Annotated in this window: 19 protein-coding genes; 9 read left to right on the top strand and 10 right to left on the bottom strand. The window is 71.4% G+C overall.

Annotated features, from left to right (window positions below):
• Positions 1 to 38: 38 nt before the first annotated feature.
• Positions 39 to 212 (bottom strand): hypothetical protein, encoded by a 174-nt coding sequence (locus tag GUI43_RS33805; RefSeq protein WP_170158699.1) that lies wholly within the window; start codon positions 210 to 212, stop codon positions 39 to 41.
• A gap of 157 nt (positions 213 to 369) precedes the next feature.
• Between GUI43_RS33805 and GUI43_RS09350 the strand changes: the two genes are divergently transcribed.
• A complete protein-coding gene (locus GUI43_RS09350; RefSeq protein ID WP_112600983.1) occupies positions 370 to 1,266 on the top strand; it encodes an alpha/beta hydrolase family protein in 897 nt (298 codons plus the stop codon).
• A 27-nt stretch (positions 1,267 to 1,293) separates the two neighbouring features.
• Positions 1,294 to 1,839 (top strand): nucleotidyltransferase domain-containing protein, encoded by a 546-nt coding sequence (locus GUI43_RS09345; protein ID WP_146763118.1) that lies wholly within the window; start codon positions 1,294 to 1,296, stop codon positions 1,837 to 1,839.
• Here the strand turns inward: GUI43_RS09345 and GUI43_RS09340 are convergent.
• Positions 1,721 to 2,182, bottom strand: coding sequence for a MerR family transcriptional regulator (locus tag GUI43_RS09340; protein ID WP_112583656.1), 462 nt, complete (start codon positions 2,180 to 2,182; stop codon positions 1,721 to 1,723). The two genes, GUI43_RS09345 and GUI43_RS09340, sit on opposite strands and share 119 nt — an antisense overlap.
• Before the next feature lie 96 nt (positions 2,183 to 2,278).
• On the opposite strand from GUI43_RS09340, the gene GUI43_RS09335 reads away from it, so the two are divergent.
• Positions 2,279 to 3,328 carry an aldo/keto reductase gene (locus GUI43_RS09335; protein ID WP_112600969.1) on the top strand — a complete coding sequence of 350 codons (1,050 nt, stop codon included), beginning with the start codon at positions 2,279 to 2,281 and terminating at the stop codon, positions 3,326 to 3,328.
• Between the two features lie 91 nt (positions 3,329 to 3,419).
• On the top strand, positions 3,420 to 4,385 hold the full coding sequence (locus tag GUI43_RS09330; protein WP_112600968.1) for an alpha/beta hydrolase family protein: 966 nt from the start codon (positions 3,420 to 3,422) through the stop codon (positions 4,383 to 4,385).
• A gap of 176 nt (positions 4,386 to 4,561) precedes the next feature.
• Here the strand turns inward: GUI43_RS09330 and GUI43_RS09325 are convergent, their stop codons facing one another.
• The 3 genes from GUI43_RS09325 to GUI43_RS09315 all read right to left on the bottom strand — a co-directional run bounded on the left by GUI43_RS09325 (position 4,562) and on the right by GUI43_RS09315 (position 7,324).
• Positions 4,562 to 5,524 carry a zinc-binding dehydrogenase gene (locus tag GUI43_RS09325; RefSeq protein WP_112583659.1) on the bottom strand — a complete coding sequence of 321 codons (963 nt, stop codon included), beginning with the start codon at positions 5,522 to 5,524 and terminating at the stop codon, positions 4,562 to 4,564.
• A gap of 125 nt (positions 5,525 to 5,649) precedes the next feature.
• Positions 5,650 to 6,828, bottom strand: coding sequence for an NAD(P)-dependent malic enzyme (locus GUI43_RS09320; protein ID WP_112698557.1), 1,179 nt, complete (start codon positions 6,826 to 6,828; stop codon positions 5,650 to 5,652).
• Positions 6,829 to 6,973: 145 nt separating this feature from the next.
• Complete coding sequence (locus GUI43_RS09315) at positions 6,974 to 7,324, bottom strand: S24/S26 family peptidase (RefSeq protein WP_220090464.1); 351 nt, start codon at positions 7,322 to 7,324, stop codon at positions 6,974 to 6,976.
• Between the two features lie 84 nt (positions 7,325 to 7,408).
• On the opposite strand from GUI43_RS09315, the gene sodN reads away from it, so the two are divergent.
• Genes sodN through GUI43_RS09300 form a run of 3 tightly spaced genes read left to right on the top strand, consistent with a single transcriptional unit; the run spans position 7,409 to position 8,771 of the window.
• Positions 7,409 to 7,813 carry a superoxide dismutase, Ni gene (gene sodN / locus GUI43_RS09310; RefSeq protein ID WP_112583661.1) on the top strand — a complete coding sequence of 135 codons (405 nt, stop codon included), beginning with the start codon at positions 7,409 to 7,411 and terminating at the stop codon, positions 7,811 to 7,813.
• On the top strand, positions 7,810 to 8,331 hold the full coding sequence (locus tag GUI43_RS09305; RefSeq protein ID WP_112583662.1) for a GNAT family N-acetyltransferase: 522 nt from the start codon (positions 7,810 to 7,812) through the stop codon (positions 8,329 to 8,331). Before sodN ends, GUI43_RS09305 begins: the two co-directional genes overlap by 4 nt.
• Positions 8,332 to 8,363: 32 nt before the next feature.
• Positions 8,364 to 8,771 (top strand): ATP-binding protein, encoded by a 408-nt coding sequence (locus GUI43_RS09300; protein ID WP_091406059.1) that lies wholly within the window; start codon positions 8,364 to 8,366, stop codon positions 8,769 to 8,771.
• Between the two features lie 22 nt (positions 8,772 to 8,793).
• On the opposite strand, the gene GUI43_RS09295 is transcribed toward GUI43_RS09300, so the two are convergent.
• Positions 8,794 to 9,183, bottom strand: a complete 390-nt coding sequence (locus tag GUI43_RS09295) for a hypothetical protein (RefSeq protein WP_112583663.1) — start codon at positions 9,181 to 9,183, stop codon at positions 8,794 to 8,796.
• A gap of 43 nt (positions 9,184 to 9,226) precedes the next feature.
• Between GUI43_RS09295 and GUI43_RS09290 the strand changes: the two genes are divergently transcribed.
• Both GUI43_RS09290 and GUI43_RS09285 read left to right on the top strand, forming a co-directional pair.
• On the top strand, positions 9,227 to 10,177 hold the full coding sequence (locus tag GUI43_RS09290; protein ID WP_091406065.1) for a diacylglycerol/lipid kinase family protein: 951 nt from the start codon (positions 9,227 to 9,229) through the stop codon (positions 10,175 to 10,177).
• A 450-nt stretch (positions 10,178 to 10,627) separates the two neighbouring features.
• Positions 10,628 to 10,885, top strand: coding sequence for a WhiB family transcriptional regulator (locus tag GUI43_RS09285; protein ID WP_088950012.1), 258 nt, complete (start codon positions 10,628 to 10,630; stop codon positions 10,883 to 10,885).
• Between the two features lie 90 nt (positions 10,886 to 10,975).
• Here GUI43_RS09285 and GUI43_RS09280 read toward each other — a convergent pair whose 3' ends face one another.
• Genes GUI43_RS09280 through GUI43_RS09270 form a run of 4 tightly spaced genes read right to left on the bottom strand, consistent with a single transcriptional unit; the run spans position 10,976 to position 14,389 of the window.
• Positions 10,976 to 11,779, bottom strand: a complete 804-nt coding sequence (locus GUI43_RS09280) for a sirohydrochlorin chelatase (protein WP_425271095.1) — start codon at positions 11,777 to 11,779, stop codon at positions 10,976 to 10,978.
• Positions 11,761 to 12,522, bottom strand: coding sequence for a phosphoadenylyl-sulfate reductase (locus GUI43_RS09275; RefSeq protein ID WP_112600967.1), 762 nt, complete (start codon positions 12,520 to 12,522; stop codon positions 11,761 to 11,763). The genes GUI43_RS09280 and GUI43_RS09275 overlap by 19 nt, the downstream gene beginning before the upstream one ends.
• Positions 12,519 to 12,680 carry a hypothetical protein gene (locus GUI43_RS33800; protein WP_165435836.1) on the bottom strand — a complete coding sequence of 54 codons (162 nt, stop codon included), beginning with the start codon at positions 12,678 to 12,680 and terminating at the stop codon, positions 12,519 to 12,521. The genes GUI43_RS09275 and GUI43_RS33800 overlap by 4 nt, the downstream gene beginning before the upstream one ends.
• On the bottom strand, positions 12,677 to 14,389 hold the full coding sequence (locus GUI43_RS09270) for a nitrite/sulfite reductase (protein ID WP_112583665.1): 1,713 nt from the start codon (positions 14,387 to 14,389) through the stop codon (positions 12,677 to 12,679). The genes GUI43_RS33800 and GUI43_RS09270 overlap by 4 nt, the downstream gene beginning before the upstream one ends.
• Positions 14,390 to 14,421 lie beyond the last annotated feature (32 nt).

Below are 14,421 nucleotides of genomic sequence, written 5' to 3'. Positions count from 1 at the left end.
GGCGACCTGATCGGTGCGGCGCCAGCCAGGCGACTCGGTCAGCCGGTCGCCAGCCAGGCGATGAGTGCCACCAGCACCACGACGACCACTGCCGCACCAATGATGAGCGGCAGGCGGGACGGGGCCTCCGTCGGCGCCGCAGTCTCCGGCGTCTGGTTGAAGGCGCGGAACGCCTCGGTGTTGCCGCTGGGGTCCGTGTAGTTCTCAGGCATGCCGGTGACCCTAGCGAAGCTGGTCACGCGGCACCGTCCCCGGCCGGCGGCGTCCCAGGGGTGGACCCGGCCGGCGGAGGTGACCCGACCGGGTGGCGGATGCACCCGAGCCGGACGGCGGGGCCGCTACGCCCGCCCGGGCACCTACCGTGGAACGATGGGGGCGGGCCGGCTGATGGCCGTACTGGTGACAGCGCTGCTTGCCGGTTGTGCGCCGGCCACGGCCACGGCCGGCGGGGCCACCGGGCCGGTGTCGGCGCGTCGGGCGCCCGAGGGGTCGTACGCCGTCGGCGTGCGTACGCTCACCCTCGATCCGCGCTCGGCGCGCCCCCTGCCGGTGACGATCTGGTACCCGGCGTCGACCGATCAGGTGGCGGCCGGACGGTTCCCGGTGGTGATCTACAGCCACGGGCTGGGCAGCCTGCCCGAGCTGCACGCCGGCCTGACCACCCGCTGGGCGGGGGCCGGTTTCGTGGTGGCCGCACCGGCGTACCCGCACACCCGACAGGGCGCCACGAACTTCACCCGGGCCGACGTACGCCACCAGCCGGCCGACGCCTGGCGACTGATCCGGTTTCTGGGCGGCCTCGACCGGAGCCCTGTCGATCCCCTCGCCGGGCACCTCGACCTGACCTCGGTCGCCGCCGCCGGCCACTCGGCGGGCGGCTTCACCACCTCCGGCATGTTCAGCGAGGGCCACCCGGCCCGGCTACGCGCCGGCATCGTGATCGCCGGCGGTGGGCTGCCGGGCAGCTTCGCCGGACCGGCCGCGCCGGTGCTCTTCGTGCACGGCACGGCCGACCCGGTGGTGCCGGTGACGGTCGGCCGGGCCGCGTACGCGCGCACCCCCGGGCCGGCCGCGTTCCTCAGCCTGCTCGGCCAGGACCACGGCGCGTACCTCACACCGGGCCATCCGGGCTTCGCCCCGGTCCTCGCCACCACCACCGACTTCCTGCGCTGGACCCTCTACGGCGACCGGGCCGCCGGTGCCCGCCTCCCCGCCGACGCCCACTCCCCCACAGTGACCCGTTACGAGTCCCGCCCGGCCCACTGACCCGGCCGACACCGGTACGGTCTTGCGGTGGACGAGCTTGCGCGCCGGCAGTTGGCGAGCATCGCCGAGGTGCTCGCGGTGGCAGGGGCGGTCGGCATCCCGGTGTGGTTGCGCGGCGGCTGGGCGATGGACTTCCAGCTCGGTACGGTGACCCGCCCACACCTGGACGTTGACTGGTACTGCTGGCGCGACGACGCGGACCGGCTGGCCGACCTGCTGCTGGCCCGGGGCTGGCTTCCCGACCCGCGAATGCCGGTGGAGTCGCAGCTCGACCTGTTCGCCGCCGACGTGGAGGTCAGCTTCGCGTACCTGGGTCGCGACGCCGCCGGCCGACCGACGGTCGGTGCCGGATCCTGGGTCGGCACCCCGCTGCCGGCCGGGATGCTGGACGCCCCACCCGGCCGGATCGGCCCGCTCACCGCGCCGACCATCTCGGTGGCGGCCCAGATCGAGTTCAAGCAGATGTACCCGGTCTGGATGCCGGAACGTCCCCGCCGCCCGAAGGACGCCGACGACCTGGCCCGGCTGCGCGCCGGTCCTGCTCAAGCAGATCCTCGTAGAGCCCGACCTTGAAGGTGATCAGATCCAGGCTCTGGGTGAGCCTGTCGATCTGGGAGGTGACGCGACCGTGGTGCTCGCGCAGGAGCGCGAGCCGTTCCTCCTCGTTACCGGTGCCTTCCCGGACGAGGTCGGTGTACCGGCGGAGCGCGGGCAGGGGCATGCCGGAGGCGCGGAGGATGATGCAGACGGTCAGCCAGTCCACGTCGTCCTGGGTGTAGCTGCGACGCCCGCCCGGCCCCCGGCGTACGGGACTGACGAAGAGGCCCTCCTGCTCGTAGAAGCGGAGGGTGTGCACGCTCAAGCCGGTGCGTTCGGCGATCTGCCCGATGCTCAGACTCGCGGTGACCTCAGCCATGCCGAGCAGGGTAACGAGGGGTTGACCTAGAGCCGACTCAAGCTCCTAGGGTGCGTGCCAGCTGATCATTACTGAATCACCCAAGGGAGCATCGGCATGCGCTACCGCACGCTCGGCGGCACCGGCATCGAGGTCAGCACCCACTGCCTCGGGACCATGATGTTCGGTGCCGTCGGCAACCCCGACCACGACGACTGCGTCCGCATCATCCACACCGCCCTCGACCAGGGCATCAACGTCGTCGACACCGCCGACATGTACGGCCGGGGTGAGTCCGAGGAGATCGTGGGCAAGGCGCTGCGGGGGCGCCGGGACGACGTCGTGCTGGCCACCAAGGTGCACTTTCCGATGGGCGAGGGGCCCAATCAGGGTGGCAACTCGCGGCGGTGGATCCTCAAGGCCGTCGAGGGCAGCCTGCGACGGTTGAACACCGACTGGATCGACCTCTACCAGATCCACCGTCCCGACCCCTCGACCGACATCGAGGAGACCCTCTCGGTGCTCACCGACCTGGTCCGCGACGGAAAGATCCGCGCCTTCGGCTGCTCGACCTTCCCGGCCGAGGAGATCGTCGAGGCGCACCAGGTGTCCGAGCGTCGTGGCCTCGGACGCCTGCGCACCGAGCAGCCGCCGTACTCGATCCTGGCCCGCGGCGTCGAGGCGTCGACCCTCCCGGTCTGCCAGCGCTACGGCATGGGGGTGCTGGTCTGGAGCCCGCTCGCCTTCGGGTTCCTCAGCGGCAAGTACCGCAGGGACCAGCCCATCGACCTGTCGACCGGGCGGGCCGTGCTCCGGCCGGCGCAGTTCGACCCCACGATCGCCGAGAACGCCGCCAAGCTCGACATCGTGGAACAGCTCGTCGACCTCGCGGCGAGCATCGGCTGCACGCTCCCGCAGCTCGCCATCGCCTTCACCGTGGCCCATCCGGCCGTCAGCTCGGCGATCATCGGACCGCGAACCATGCCGCAACTGGAGGACCTACTCAAGGGCGCCACGCTCACCCTGGACGACGCGACCCTCGACCGGATCGACGAGATCGTTCCGCCCGGAACGAACCGGTACAACCCCAACGCCGCCTTTCCTCTGCGCGCGCTGACCGACACCGCACGACGGCGACGCCCGCTCGCCGAACGTGCTGCGGCCTGATACCGGCAGCCGGGCAGCGCTAGGTGAGTCGACGGGCACACCGCGTCGAAGTCCACCGGGCACGTCAGCGGGGCAGGGCACAATTGGATTCATGCCACGTCGCGTCACCCCCGCCCTGCTGGCCAGCGCCGTGCTCATGGCCGGTCTGGTCGGCTGCTCGGCGGACGCCAGGAAGACCGAGGGCCAGCAGGCGCCCGTCGAACCACCACCCGCAGCCACACCGACACCGCAGGTGCCCGCCGGCAAGGCCCCGCAGCGCGCCTTCGCGGTCGGCGTACGCCAGCTCAAGCTGAACCGGGACGGCCGCGCGCTGCCGACGACGCTCTGGTACCCGGCGGCCGGGCAGTCCGGCGGCGCGGCCAAGCGGTCGGCGACCGCGGCGGAGGGCCGGTTTCCGGTGGTGATGTTCAGTCACGGCCTGGGTGGGCGGCCGGACGACTACGCCACGCTGCTGACCCGCTGGGCGGCGGCGGGTTTCGTGGTGGCCGCGCCGACGTTCCCGCACACCTCGCGGGGCGCTGACAACAACGTCCTCGACGTGCTCAACCAGCCCGCCGATGTGTCGTACGCGTTGGACCAGGTGCTGGCGTTGAACGGCAAGGCCGACGACGCGTTGCGCGGCCGGTTGGACAGCGAGCGGGTGGCTGCGGCTGGGCACTCGGCGGGCGGGGTGACCACCATCGGCCTGTTCACCGCGAGCCGCGACGAGCGACTGGACGCGGGTGTGGTGTTCGCGGGCACGGCGCTCGGCGTGGGCACCGCGTTCGCCGGCGCTGCCGCACCGCAACTGTTCGTGCACGGCGAGTTGGACGAGGTGGTCGAGTACGCGGCGGGCAGGGCCGCGTACGACAAGGTGCCCTGGCCGAAGGCGATGCTGAGCCTGCCCAAGGGCGACCACGGGCGGGCGCTGCTCAGCGACGGCGCGACGCTGCGGGTCGTCTCGGACACGTCTGTCGAGTTCCTGCGCTGGTCGCTCTACGGCGACGCGGACGCCAGGAAGCGCATCCCCACCGACGCGACGCGCGGCGACATCGCCACCTTCGACGACCACCTCTGAGGCCCGCCCGCGCCGTGCGCCTTAGCCGCTCCGGCCGCCACAAGATCGTGCAGTAACCAGGAAATAGTGGCCTCCCACGACGCGGAGGCCACTATTTCCATGATGTTGCGCGATCTTGCGGCGGGGCCAGGCCGCGCCAGGTCAGACAAGGCCGGGCGGCGGCGATGCGGTGCGCGTCAGGCGGTGTGGTCGATGACGACCTTGCCGAAGGCGTCGCCGGAGTGCAGTCGGGCGAAGGCGTCCTCGACCCGGCTGAACGGGATGACGCTGTCCACCACCGGGCGCACCTCGTTGTCGGAGCAGAACGCCAGCAGCTCGTACAGCTCGCCGGGCGTGCCCATCGAGGTGCCCAGGATCTCCAGCTGCATGGCGAAGACCCGGCGCAGGTTGACCGACGGCTCGTGCCCGGCGGTCGCGCCGGAGACCACGATCCGGGCCATCGGCGCGGCCGACTTCAGCGAGTGGTCGAAGGTGGCCGCGCCGACCGTCTCGATCACCACGTCCACCCGCTCCGGCAGCCGGGCACCGGGCTCCACGGCGATGGCGCCGAGGGCCGAGATCCGGTCCCGCTTTACGGCGTCGCGGCTGGTCGCGTACACCCGCTTGCCCATCGCGACGGCGAGCGCGACGGCCGCGGTGGCCACGCCACCGCCCGCGCCCTGGACCAGCACGCTGTCGGCGTCCGCGACGCGGCCCTTGGTGGTCAACATCCGCCACGCGGTCAGCCAGGCCGTGGGCAGGCACGCCGCGTCGGTCGCCGCCATGCCATCGGGCAGCGGGATCAGATTCGAGCGGGGTACGGCCACCCGCTCGGCGAGCGTCCCGGCGAAGTGCTCGGAGAGGATGGACACCCCGCGCGGGTCACCCGGCGTGACGACCACCGGGTACACGACCACCGGGCGTCCCTCCGGGTCCAGCCCGACCGCGTCGCAGCCGAGGATCATCGGCAGCTGGGCCTCGGTGAGACCCACCCCGCGCAGCGACCAGAGGTCGTGGTGGTTGAGCGAGGTGGCCCGCAACTGCACGGTCACCCAGTCGTCGGCCGGAGGGGTCGGCTCGGGCCGCTCACCGACGGTGAGCGCGGCGAGCGGATCGGCATCGTCGAAACGGGAGGCAAAGGCAGCACGCATGATCGGCACGGTAACAAGCTGAGGGCTCGTTAAGAAGCTGTGCGCGCAGGCCGGCGGCGCATGCTGCGCCGGAGCGCCCCCGGCCCACGCGTGCGCACAGGCCGGCGGCGCAGAGCGCCCCCGGTCATGTGCGCTTACCGGCGGGCGACGCCGTCGCGGCGGGCGGCTTCGGCGACCGCCTCGGCCACGGCCGGCGCGACGCGCGGGTCGAGCGGGGACGGAACGATCGCGTCGGCGGTCAGGGAATCGGCCACCACGCCGGCGATGGCGTCCGCGGCGGCGACCTTCATCGCCTCGGTGATCCGCGTGGCACCGGCATCGAGCGCACCGCGGAACACACCGGGGAAGGCCAGCACGTTGTTGATCTGGTTGGGGTAGTCGCTGCGCCCGGTGGCGACCACCGCGACGTGCCGGGCGGCCACCTCGGGGTGCACCTCGGGGGTCGGGTTCGCCAGCGCGAACACGATCCCGCCGGGCGCCATCCCGGCCACCGCCGCTTCGGGGATCTGCCCGCCGGAGACCCCGACCAGCACGTCCGCGCCGCGCAACGCCTCGGTGATGTCGCCTTGGCGGCCGTCGGCGTTGGTGCTCGCCGCCAGCTCAGCCTTGGTGCCGGTGAGCTCGGTGCGGTGCCGGCCGATGATCCCCTTGGAGTCACAGACCACCACCTGGTCGGGGTTGACGCCCCCGGCGATCAGCATCTTCGTCACGGCCACGCCGGCCGCGCCCGCGCCGCTCACCGCCACCCGCAGATCACCGAGCTTGCGGTCGAGCAACGTCGCGGCGTTGCGCAGCGCGGCGAGCACCACGATGGCGGTGCCGTGCTGGTCGTCGTGGAAGACCGGGATGTCCAGCGCCTCGTCGAGCCGACGCTCGATCTCGAAGCAGCGCGGCGCGCTGATGTCCTCCAGGTTGATCCCACCGAACGAGGGCGCCAGCGCCCGCACCACCGCGACGATCTCGTCCACGTCCTGGGTGTCCAGGCACACCGGCACCGCGTCCACCCCGGCGAACTGCTTGAACAGCACCGCCTTGCCCTCCATCACCGGCAGCGCGGCCCGGGGACCGATGTTGCCCAGCCCGAGCACCGCCGAGCCGTCGGTGACCACCGCGACCGTGTGCGACACCCAGGTGTAGTCGTCCACCAGGGCGGGGTCGGCGGCGATCGCCTCACACACCCGGGCCACCCCCGGGGTGTACGCCAGGGAGAGGTCCTCCCGGCTGGTGAGCGGCACGGTCGAGGTGACGGCCATCTTGCCGCCCCGGTGCAGCAGGAAGACGGGATCAGCGGGGTCCACGGTGGACGAAGGCATGGTGGTGACTCCAGGATCTGTCGAGCAGATGTGAGGCGGCCGGCCCCGCCGCGAGGTGGGCGGCGAGCGGTGGCACGCGGTGCGGGGGGTCACCCGGGCACTTTCCGAGCATAGTGTCGACACCACCCCTCGGATGTGAGCAGGGTCATAACTGACGACGGGGTACCCGCCCGGGGCGCGGCCAGTAGCGGGCCACCACGCGTCCTCGTACGTCGGCCACCCCGTACGCCCGGGAGTCGTCGGTGATCAGGTCGTTGTCGCCGCGCAGCCACCAGCCGCCGTCCTGCGGCCGGACCGCACGCTTCACCACCAGCAGATCGGGGCGGGTCCGGAAGACCGCGACCACCACGTCGCCGGCTCGGATCGGGCGGCCACCGGGACGAACCAGTACCGCGTCACCGTGCCGCAGGGTCGGGGCCATGGACGGCCCGGTCACCAGAACGGCGGTCAGCGGCCTCCGCAGCCGGGGCACCTCAGCCGGGTGATCGGCGGCCACTGGTTTCACCTCCACCCGGTTCGGGGAGCATTCCCAGGAGTAATGTCGCCTTTGATCATCGCAAACTTCCCATGGAGGATCCCGATGCGACTTCCGCGCATCCTTGCGCCCCGCGTCACCGCGAGCGCTCACTGCGACCTGCCGTGCGGTGTCTACGACCCGGCTCAGGCCCGGATCGAGGCCGAATCGGTCAAAATGATCTGCGAGAAGTACCAGGCGAACACCGACCCGGAGTTCCGCACCCGCGCCATCATCATCAAGGAGCAGCGCGCCGAGCTGGTCAAGCACCACCTCTGGGTGCTGTGGACCGACTACTTCAAGCCGCCGCACTTCGAGAAGTACCCGAACCTGCACAGCCTGTTCAACGAGGCCACCAAGCTCGCCGGCGCCGGTGGCGTCAAGGGCAGCCTCGACCCGGCCACCGCCGACAAGCTGCTCGCGAAGATCGACGAGATCTCGAAGATCTTCTGGGAGACCAAGAAGGCGTGACCTCCCCGGTCATCCCGACGATCCGGCCGGCACGTCCCGAGGACGTGCCGGCCGTCGTCGCCATGGTGCACGAGTTGGCCGAGTACGAGCGTGCCGCGGAGCAGTGCCACCTCACCGCCGAGCAACTGACCTCGGCGCTGTTCACGACTGCTCCGGCGCTCTTCGGTCACGTCGCGGTGGACGAGCGCGACGAGCCGGTCGGCTTCGCGTTGTGGTTCCTCAACTTCTCCACCTGGGCCGGCGTGCACGGCATACACCTGGAGGACCTCTATGTCCGGCCGGCCGCCCGGGGCACCGGAGCCGGTCGACTTCTGCTCGCCGCGCTGGCCGACATCTGCGTACGGCGCGGCTACCAGCGGCTGGAGTGGTCGATGATCGACTGGAATCCGGCCGCCGGTTTCTACGCCTCGATCGGCGCCGAGCAGATGAGCGAGTGGGTTCCCTACCGACTCAGCGGCGCCGCGCTCCGCGAGCTGGCCGGGCACGCCACCACCGCCGGCACGCGTATGGACGGCTGACCGGGTAGAGTCCCCGACCGGGGGGATGAGGCGTGACTCAACTGACTGGCCAGCCAGCAATCGACGACGACGTGGTGCACCTCACGGTGCCCGCCGACGGCGGTTACCTCGGCGTGCTCCGCACCGCCACCGCCGGTCTCGCGGCCCGGTTGCAGTTCGCGCTCGACGAGATCGAGGATCTGCGGATCGCTGTCGACGAGGCGTGCGCCATGCTGCTCGCCATCGCCACCCGCGACGCCGAGTTGGAGTGCCGCTTCGCGGTCACCGAGGACGCGCTGACAGTCGAGGTGACAGTGCCGACCGTGCGCGGTGCCACCCTGCCCGCCGAGTCGTCCTTCGCCTGGAAGGTGCTCACCGCGCTGACCACCTCGGCGTCCGCCACCTCCGCCGACGATCGGGCCACGATCGCGCTGCTCACCCGCCGCTCCGGCGGCTACTGACCGGTCCGACGCACCGGCGCGGTCACTCGAAGCCGAGGGCGCGGGTCGTCGGAGGGCAGATCAGCAGCCAGGCCACGCCCAGGCCGAGCGCCATCAGCGGCACGCCCAGCCAGCCCAGGCCAGCCTGGATCATGAACCACCCGATCGGCAGCAGCATCAGCTGAAGCACGATCGCGGGAGCTCGTGCGCCCGCCTGACGGCGCAGCAGCGCGCGACCCAGGGCCCAGAGCACGACGGCCGCCCCGATGGCGAACGCGGTCACCAGCAACGCCGCCAGCAGGTCGGTACGGGTGGCCGTGAGGTCGGCCCAGACCAACCAGACGGCGATCAGCCCGACGACGGCCGCCTCCGCCCACAGCAGCCGGACCGCCCAGCGGAGCGTGACGGGGATCGGGTCCGAGTCGATGGTCACGCGCGCCACGATACCCGGGCTGCCGGAAGGTACAGTGCCGCCCATGCGGGCCGTCCTGGTGGTCAATCCGAAGGCCACCACCACCAGCGAACGCAGCCGGGACGTGCTCGTCCGGGCGCTGCGCAGCGAAGTCGATCTCAGCGTGCGCTACACCCGTCGGCGTGGGCACGCCGTGGCGCTGGCCCGGGAGGCAGCCGCTGAGGGCGTCGACCTGGTCGTCACCCTGGGTGGCGATGGCACCGTGAACGAGGTGGTGAACGGCCTGATGACGGCCGAACCGCCGACTCGCGCCGGCGACGCGCCGATGGCCGAGCGACTGCCCGCGCTGGCGACCGTTCCCGGTGGCTCGACAAACGTGTTCGCCCGTGCGGTGGGCCTGCCCCGGGAGTGGCCGGAGGCGACCAGCATGATCCTGGAAGGACTGCGGCTGGGCCGGAGCCGGACGGTGGGGCTGGGCCTCGCCGACGACCGCTACTTCACCTTCTGCGCCGGCTTCGGCCTGGATGCCGCGGTGATCCACCGGGTGGAGCAGGCCCGGCGGAAGGGGCGGGTCTCCACACCGTCGCTCTATCTGCGTTCGATCATGAATCAGTACTTCTTCGCCTCGGACCGGCGGCACCCGGCGATCGTGCTGGAGCGTCCGGGGGAGCCTGCGGAGGCCGAGCTGGCCACCGTCATCATCCAGAACACGGCCCCCTGGACGTACCTGGGCGACCGGGAGGTCAACCCGAACCCGGCGGCGTCGTTCGATCTCGGGCTGGATGTGCTGGCGTTGCGTCAGCTCCGGGTGGCTAGCACAACCCGGACAGTGACGCAGTTCCTGTCCCGGCAACCGGATCCACGCGGTCGGCAGGTGTTACGACTCCATGACACGGCGGAGTTCACGCTGGTCTCCAGCCGTCCACAGGCGTTCCAGCTGGACGGGGACTATCTCGGCGAGCGGGAGAAAGTCAGATTCACCTCCGTTCCGGCCGCACTGAGAGTAATCTGCTAGGTCTCGGGTACTGCCCTTGGTCGACACGGTGGCCACAACCGATCGACCTGGTCGCCGCCACACCGAGGGGCAGGTGCCGGAAATGTCAGCAATGTCACGCGGACTGTACTATATTGATCCTCGGCTGTGGCACGGCGGGTAACCAGGAAAGCACTGGAACCCGGACAAAGGGGTTGTGGGCTTGCTCACCGACCGGAGTTTTTCCGAGCGTCACCCTTGACATCGCGACTGTTCGTGAAAGTATTCACAAGCGAACTTGAGTTACCGGGACATTGCCTGGATATGCTCGTCAGGTTGAGCTGTTCCAGCAGGTCCCCGGCGCTGAACGCCTGCTCACGCACTGCCGAATGGACGGACGCTAACTGTCACCATCGGCACTGCGGATGCATATAGGAAAAGCACGACCAAGCAATTGTTCGCCACCCATCCAGAATGAGGAGTGTTGCCGCCATGGACTGGCGTCACCATAGTGTCTGCCGCGACGAAGACCCGGAGCTGTTCTTCCCGATCGGGACGTCTGGACCGGCTCTGCTGCAGGTCGAGCAGGCCAAGGCCGTCTGCAGGCGCTGCTCCGTGACCGACCAGTGCCTTCAGTGGGCACTCGAGTCTGGTCAGGACGCCGGCGTCTGGGGCGGAATGAGCGAGGAGGAGCGGCGCGCCGTCAAGCGGCGTGGCGGTCTCCGGGTGCTGCGCGCTCACTCCGCCTGATCCCCAACACACAGCTGTACGCCCCGGTGGGTTCGCCCACCGGGGCGTTCTGCTGTCCGGCACCGGATCACACAGTGCCAGCACGGGTTATCAGCCCGTAGACGCCAGCACGGGCCGGTCGTCGACCCGACGCAGCACCAGCTCGACCAACTCCGGTGCGTCGGTCAGCGGCGCGGCGACCGCCACCGCACCCGCCGCCCCGGCCGCCTCGGTCACCGCGTCGTGGAACAGCCCCGGCGCCAGGAAGTACGCGGCCACCGCGACCCGGCGCGCGCCGGACGCCCGCAGCCGGGACACCGCCACACCGGTCGCCGGTGGAGCCGCCGAGGCGTACGCCACCCGGCAGGGCACCCCGAACTCCACGCCGAGCGCGTCGGCGACCCGGCCCACCGATCGTCGCGCCCGCGCGTCCCGGGTGCCCGCCGCGGCCAGCACCAACGCGTCGAAGCGGCCCGGACGCGTCTCACCCAGCCGCCGGCACAACCCGGCCAGCAGCGCAGGATCGGGCGTGTCGTCCGCCGGGCCGAGCACATCGGTCACCCGTACCGACAGCGGTGGCCCGGACCGCGCCGCTGCGGCGACCGCCGCCGGGATGTCCACCCGATGGTGGTAGGCGGCGGTCAGCAGCAGCGGCACCAGCACCGCCCGGCGATGGCCGGCCACGGCCAGGTCGCGCAGCACCTGGGTCGGCCCCGGCTCGGTGTGGTCCAGCCAACTCGCCCACACCGGTGTGCCCGGCCGGGCCGCCGACACCGCCCGAGCCAGCGCCCGGGTGGCATCGGCCGCCCGCGGGTCACGGCTGCCGTGCGCGACCAGCACCACCGGGGCCGCCCCGCCAGCGGCACCGGAGCCGGTCAGGGTCGCCGCCGGGGAGGTCAGACGTGCAGCCCGCACTCGGTCTTCTCGAACATGGCCCACCGGCCGGCCCGCGCGTCCTCGCCGGCCTTGGTACGGCGGGTGCACGGCCAGCAGCCGATCGACCCGTAACCCTGCTTGAACAGCTCGTTGACCGGCACGTTGAAACGGGCGATGTAGGAGTCCACATCCTTCTGCGACCAGGCCGCGATCGGGTTGACCTTGACCTTGCCCCGACGCGCGTCGAAGGTCACCACCGGTGTGTTGGCCCGGCTCGGCGACTCGTCCCGACGCAGGCCGGCAGCCCAGGCGTCGTACCCGGTCAGAGCCCGTTCCAGCGGCTCCACCTTGCGCAACTGGCAGCAGTCGTCCGGCGACTTGTTGAACAGCCGGGGCCCGTACTGGCCGTCCTGCTGGCCGACGGTGAGCCGGGGCCGGATCGACCTGACGTTCACCGGCAGCGTCCGGGCGACCTCGTCGCGTACCCGCAGCGTCTCGGGGAAGTGCAGGCCGGTGTCGAGGAAGACCACGTCCACCCCGGGGGCCACCCGGGAGACCAGGTGCGCCAGCACGGCGTCGGCCATCGAGCTGGTCACGCAGAACCGCTCACCGAAGGTCTGCGCCGCCCAGCGGGCGATCTCCAGTGCCGGGGCGCCCTCCAGGTCCCGAGCGGCCTGCTCGGCCAGGGCCCGCAGCTCCTCCGGGTCGCGCCGGGCCGGGTCGGCCGGCGTCGAGCCGCCCGGGCCCACCAGTCGCAGGCTCGCGGCCGAGACGAGACTCATGAGGTCACCGCCCGACTCAGCAACCCGGTGAACTTCACCGAGAAGACCCGGGTGCAGGCGTGGCACTCCCAGGCGCCGTGACCCGCCTCGTGCGGCCGCAGGTCCTCCTCGCCGCAGTACGGGCAGTACAGAGGTGCCGCTCGGTTCTCGCTGCTCACCGCAGTTCCTCCTCGTCGACTCTGATCACCCAGTTGGCGAACGTCTCGCCCTCGCTCCGACCGGCCAGGTAGCGACGGGCCAGCCGTTCCACGTACTCCGGAAGTTCGTCGGCGGTGGTCTTCAGGCCGCGAAGCTTGCGGCCGAAACCGGCGGTCTGCCCCTGGGCCATGCCCAGCCCGCCGCCCAGGTGCACCTGGAAACCCTCGACCTGCCGGCCGTCCGGGCCGACCACCAGTTGACCCTTGAGCCCGATGTCGGCCACCTGGGTGCGTGCGCACGCGTTCGGGCAGCCGTTGATGTGGATCGAAATGTCCGCGTCGAAGTCGCGCAGCCGCTGCTCCAACCGGGCCACCAACTCCTCGCCGCGGGCCTTCGTCTCGACGATGGCGAGCTTGCAGTACTCGATGCCGGTGCACGCCATCGTGCCGCGCCGCCAGGCCGACGGCCGGGCCTCCAGACCGATCCCGCGCAGCGCGTCGATCAGTGACTCCGTCCGCTCCGACGGCACGTCGAGCACCAGCAGCTTCTGGTACGGGGTGAGCCGCACCCGATCGCTGCCGTGCGCCTCGACCACGTCGGCCAGCTGGCTGAGCTGCGCGCCGGAGACCCGCCCCACCACGGGAGCGGCGCCCACGTAGTGCCGCCCGTCGGACTGCTCGTGCACGCCCACGTGGTCGACCGGCTTCGACGGCAGGACCGGCGGCGGGCCGTCGAGCAGCGTACGACCGAGGTAGTCCTTCTCCAGAACCTCGCGGAAGCGCTCCACGCCCCAGTCGGCCACCAGGAACTTCAACCGGGCCCGGTTGCGCAGTCGGCGGTAGCCGTAGTCGCGGAAGATCCCGACCACTCCGGCCCACACGTCCGGCACCTCGGCCAGCGGCACCCAGACGCCGAGCCGCTTGGCGAGCATCGGGTTCGTGGAGAGGCCCCCACCGACCCAGACGTCGAAGCCGGGCCCGTGCTCCGGGTGGTCGACACCGAGGAAGGCGATGTCGTTCGACTCGTACGGGGTGTCCACCAGCCAGGAGATCGACGTCTTGAACTTGCGGGGCAGGTTGGAGAACTGCTTGTCGCCGACGTACCGGGAGACGATCTCGTCGATCGCCGGAGTCGGGTCGAGCAGCTCGTCGCGGGCCACCCCGGCGACCGGGCTGCCCAGCACGATCCGCGGGCAGTCGCCGCACGCCTCGGTGGTCTGCAAACCGACCGACTCCAGCCGACGCCAGATCTCCGGCATGTCCTCGACCCGGATCCAGTGGTACTGGATGTTCTGCCGGTCGGTGATGTCGGCGGTGTCCCGCGCGAACTCCCGGGAGATGTCCGCGATCACGCGCAGCTGGGCAAGGCTGAGCTGCCCGCCGTCGATGCGGACCCGGAGCATGAAGAACTCGTCCTCCAGCTCGTGCGGCTCCAGCACGGCGGTACGCCCGCCGTCGATGCCCGCCTTGCGCTGGGTGTAGAGGCCCCACCAGCGGAACCGGCCCCGCAGGTCCTGCGGGTCGATCGAGGCGAAGCCGCGGTGCGCGTAAATGGTCTCGATGCGGGCCCGGACGTTGAGCGGGTCGTCGTCCTTCTTGATCCGCTCGTTGGGGTTGAGCGGCTCGCGGTGGCCGAGCGCCCACTGACCCTCACCCCGTGGCCGGCGCGGCGCTCGGGTCGGGCGAGCCGTCGGGTCCTCGGAACGGGCCGGGATGCTGCTGACCGCCATCGCGGCGTCCTCCGTTGTCTGCTGTGCCTCGG

This window comes from Micromonospora noduli, assembly GCF_003264365.1.
Classification (GTDB): Bacteria; Actinomycetota; Actinomycetes; order Mycobacteriales; family Micromonosporaceae; genus Micromonospora; species Micromonospora noduli.
This window is presented reverse-complemented; position numbering and strand designations above follow the sequence as displayed.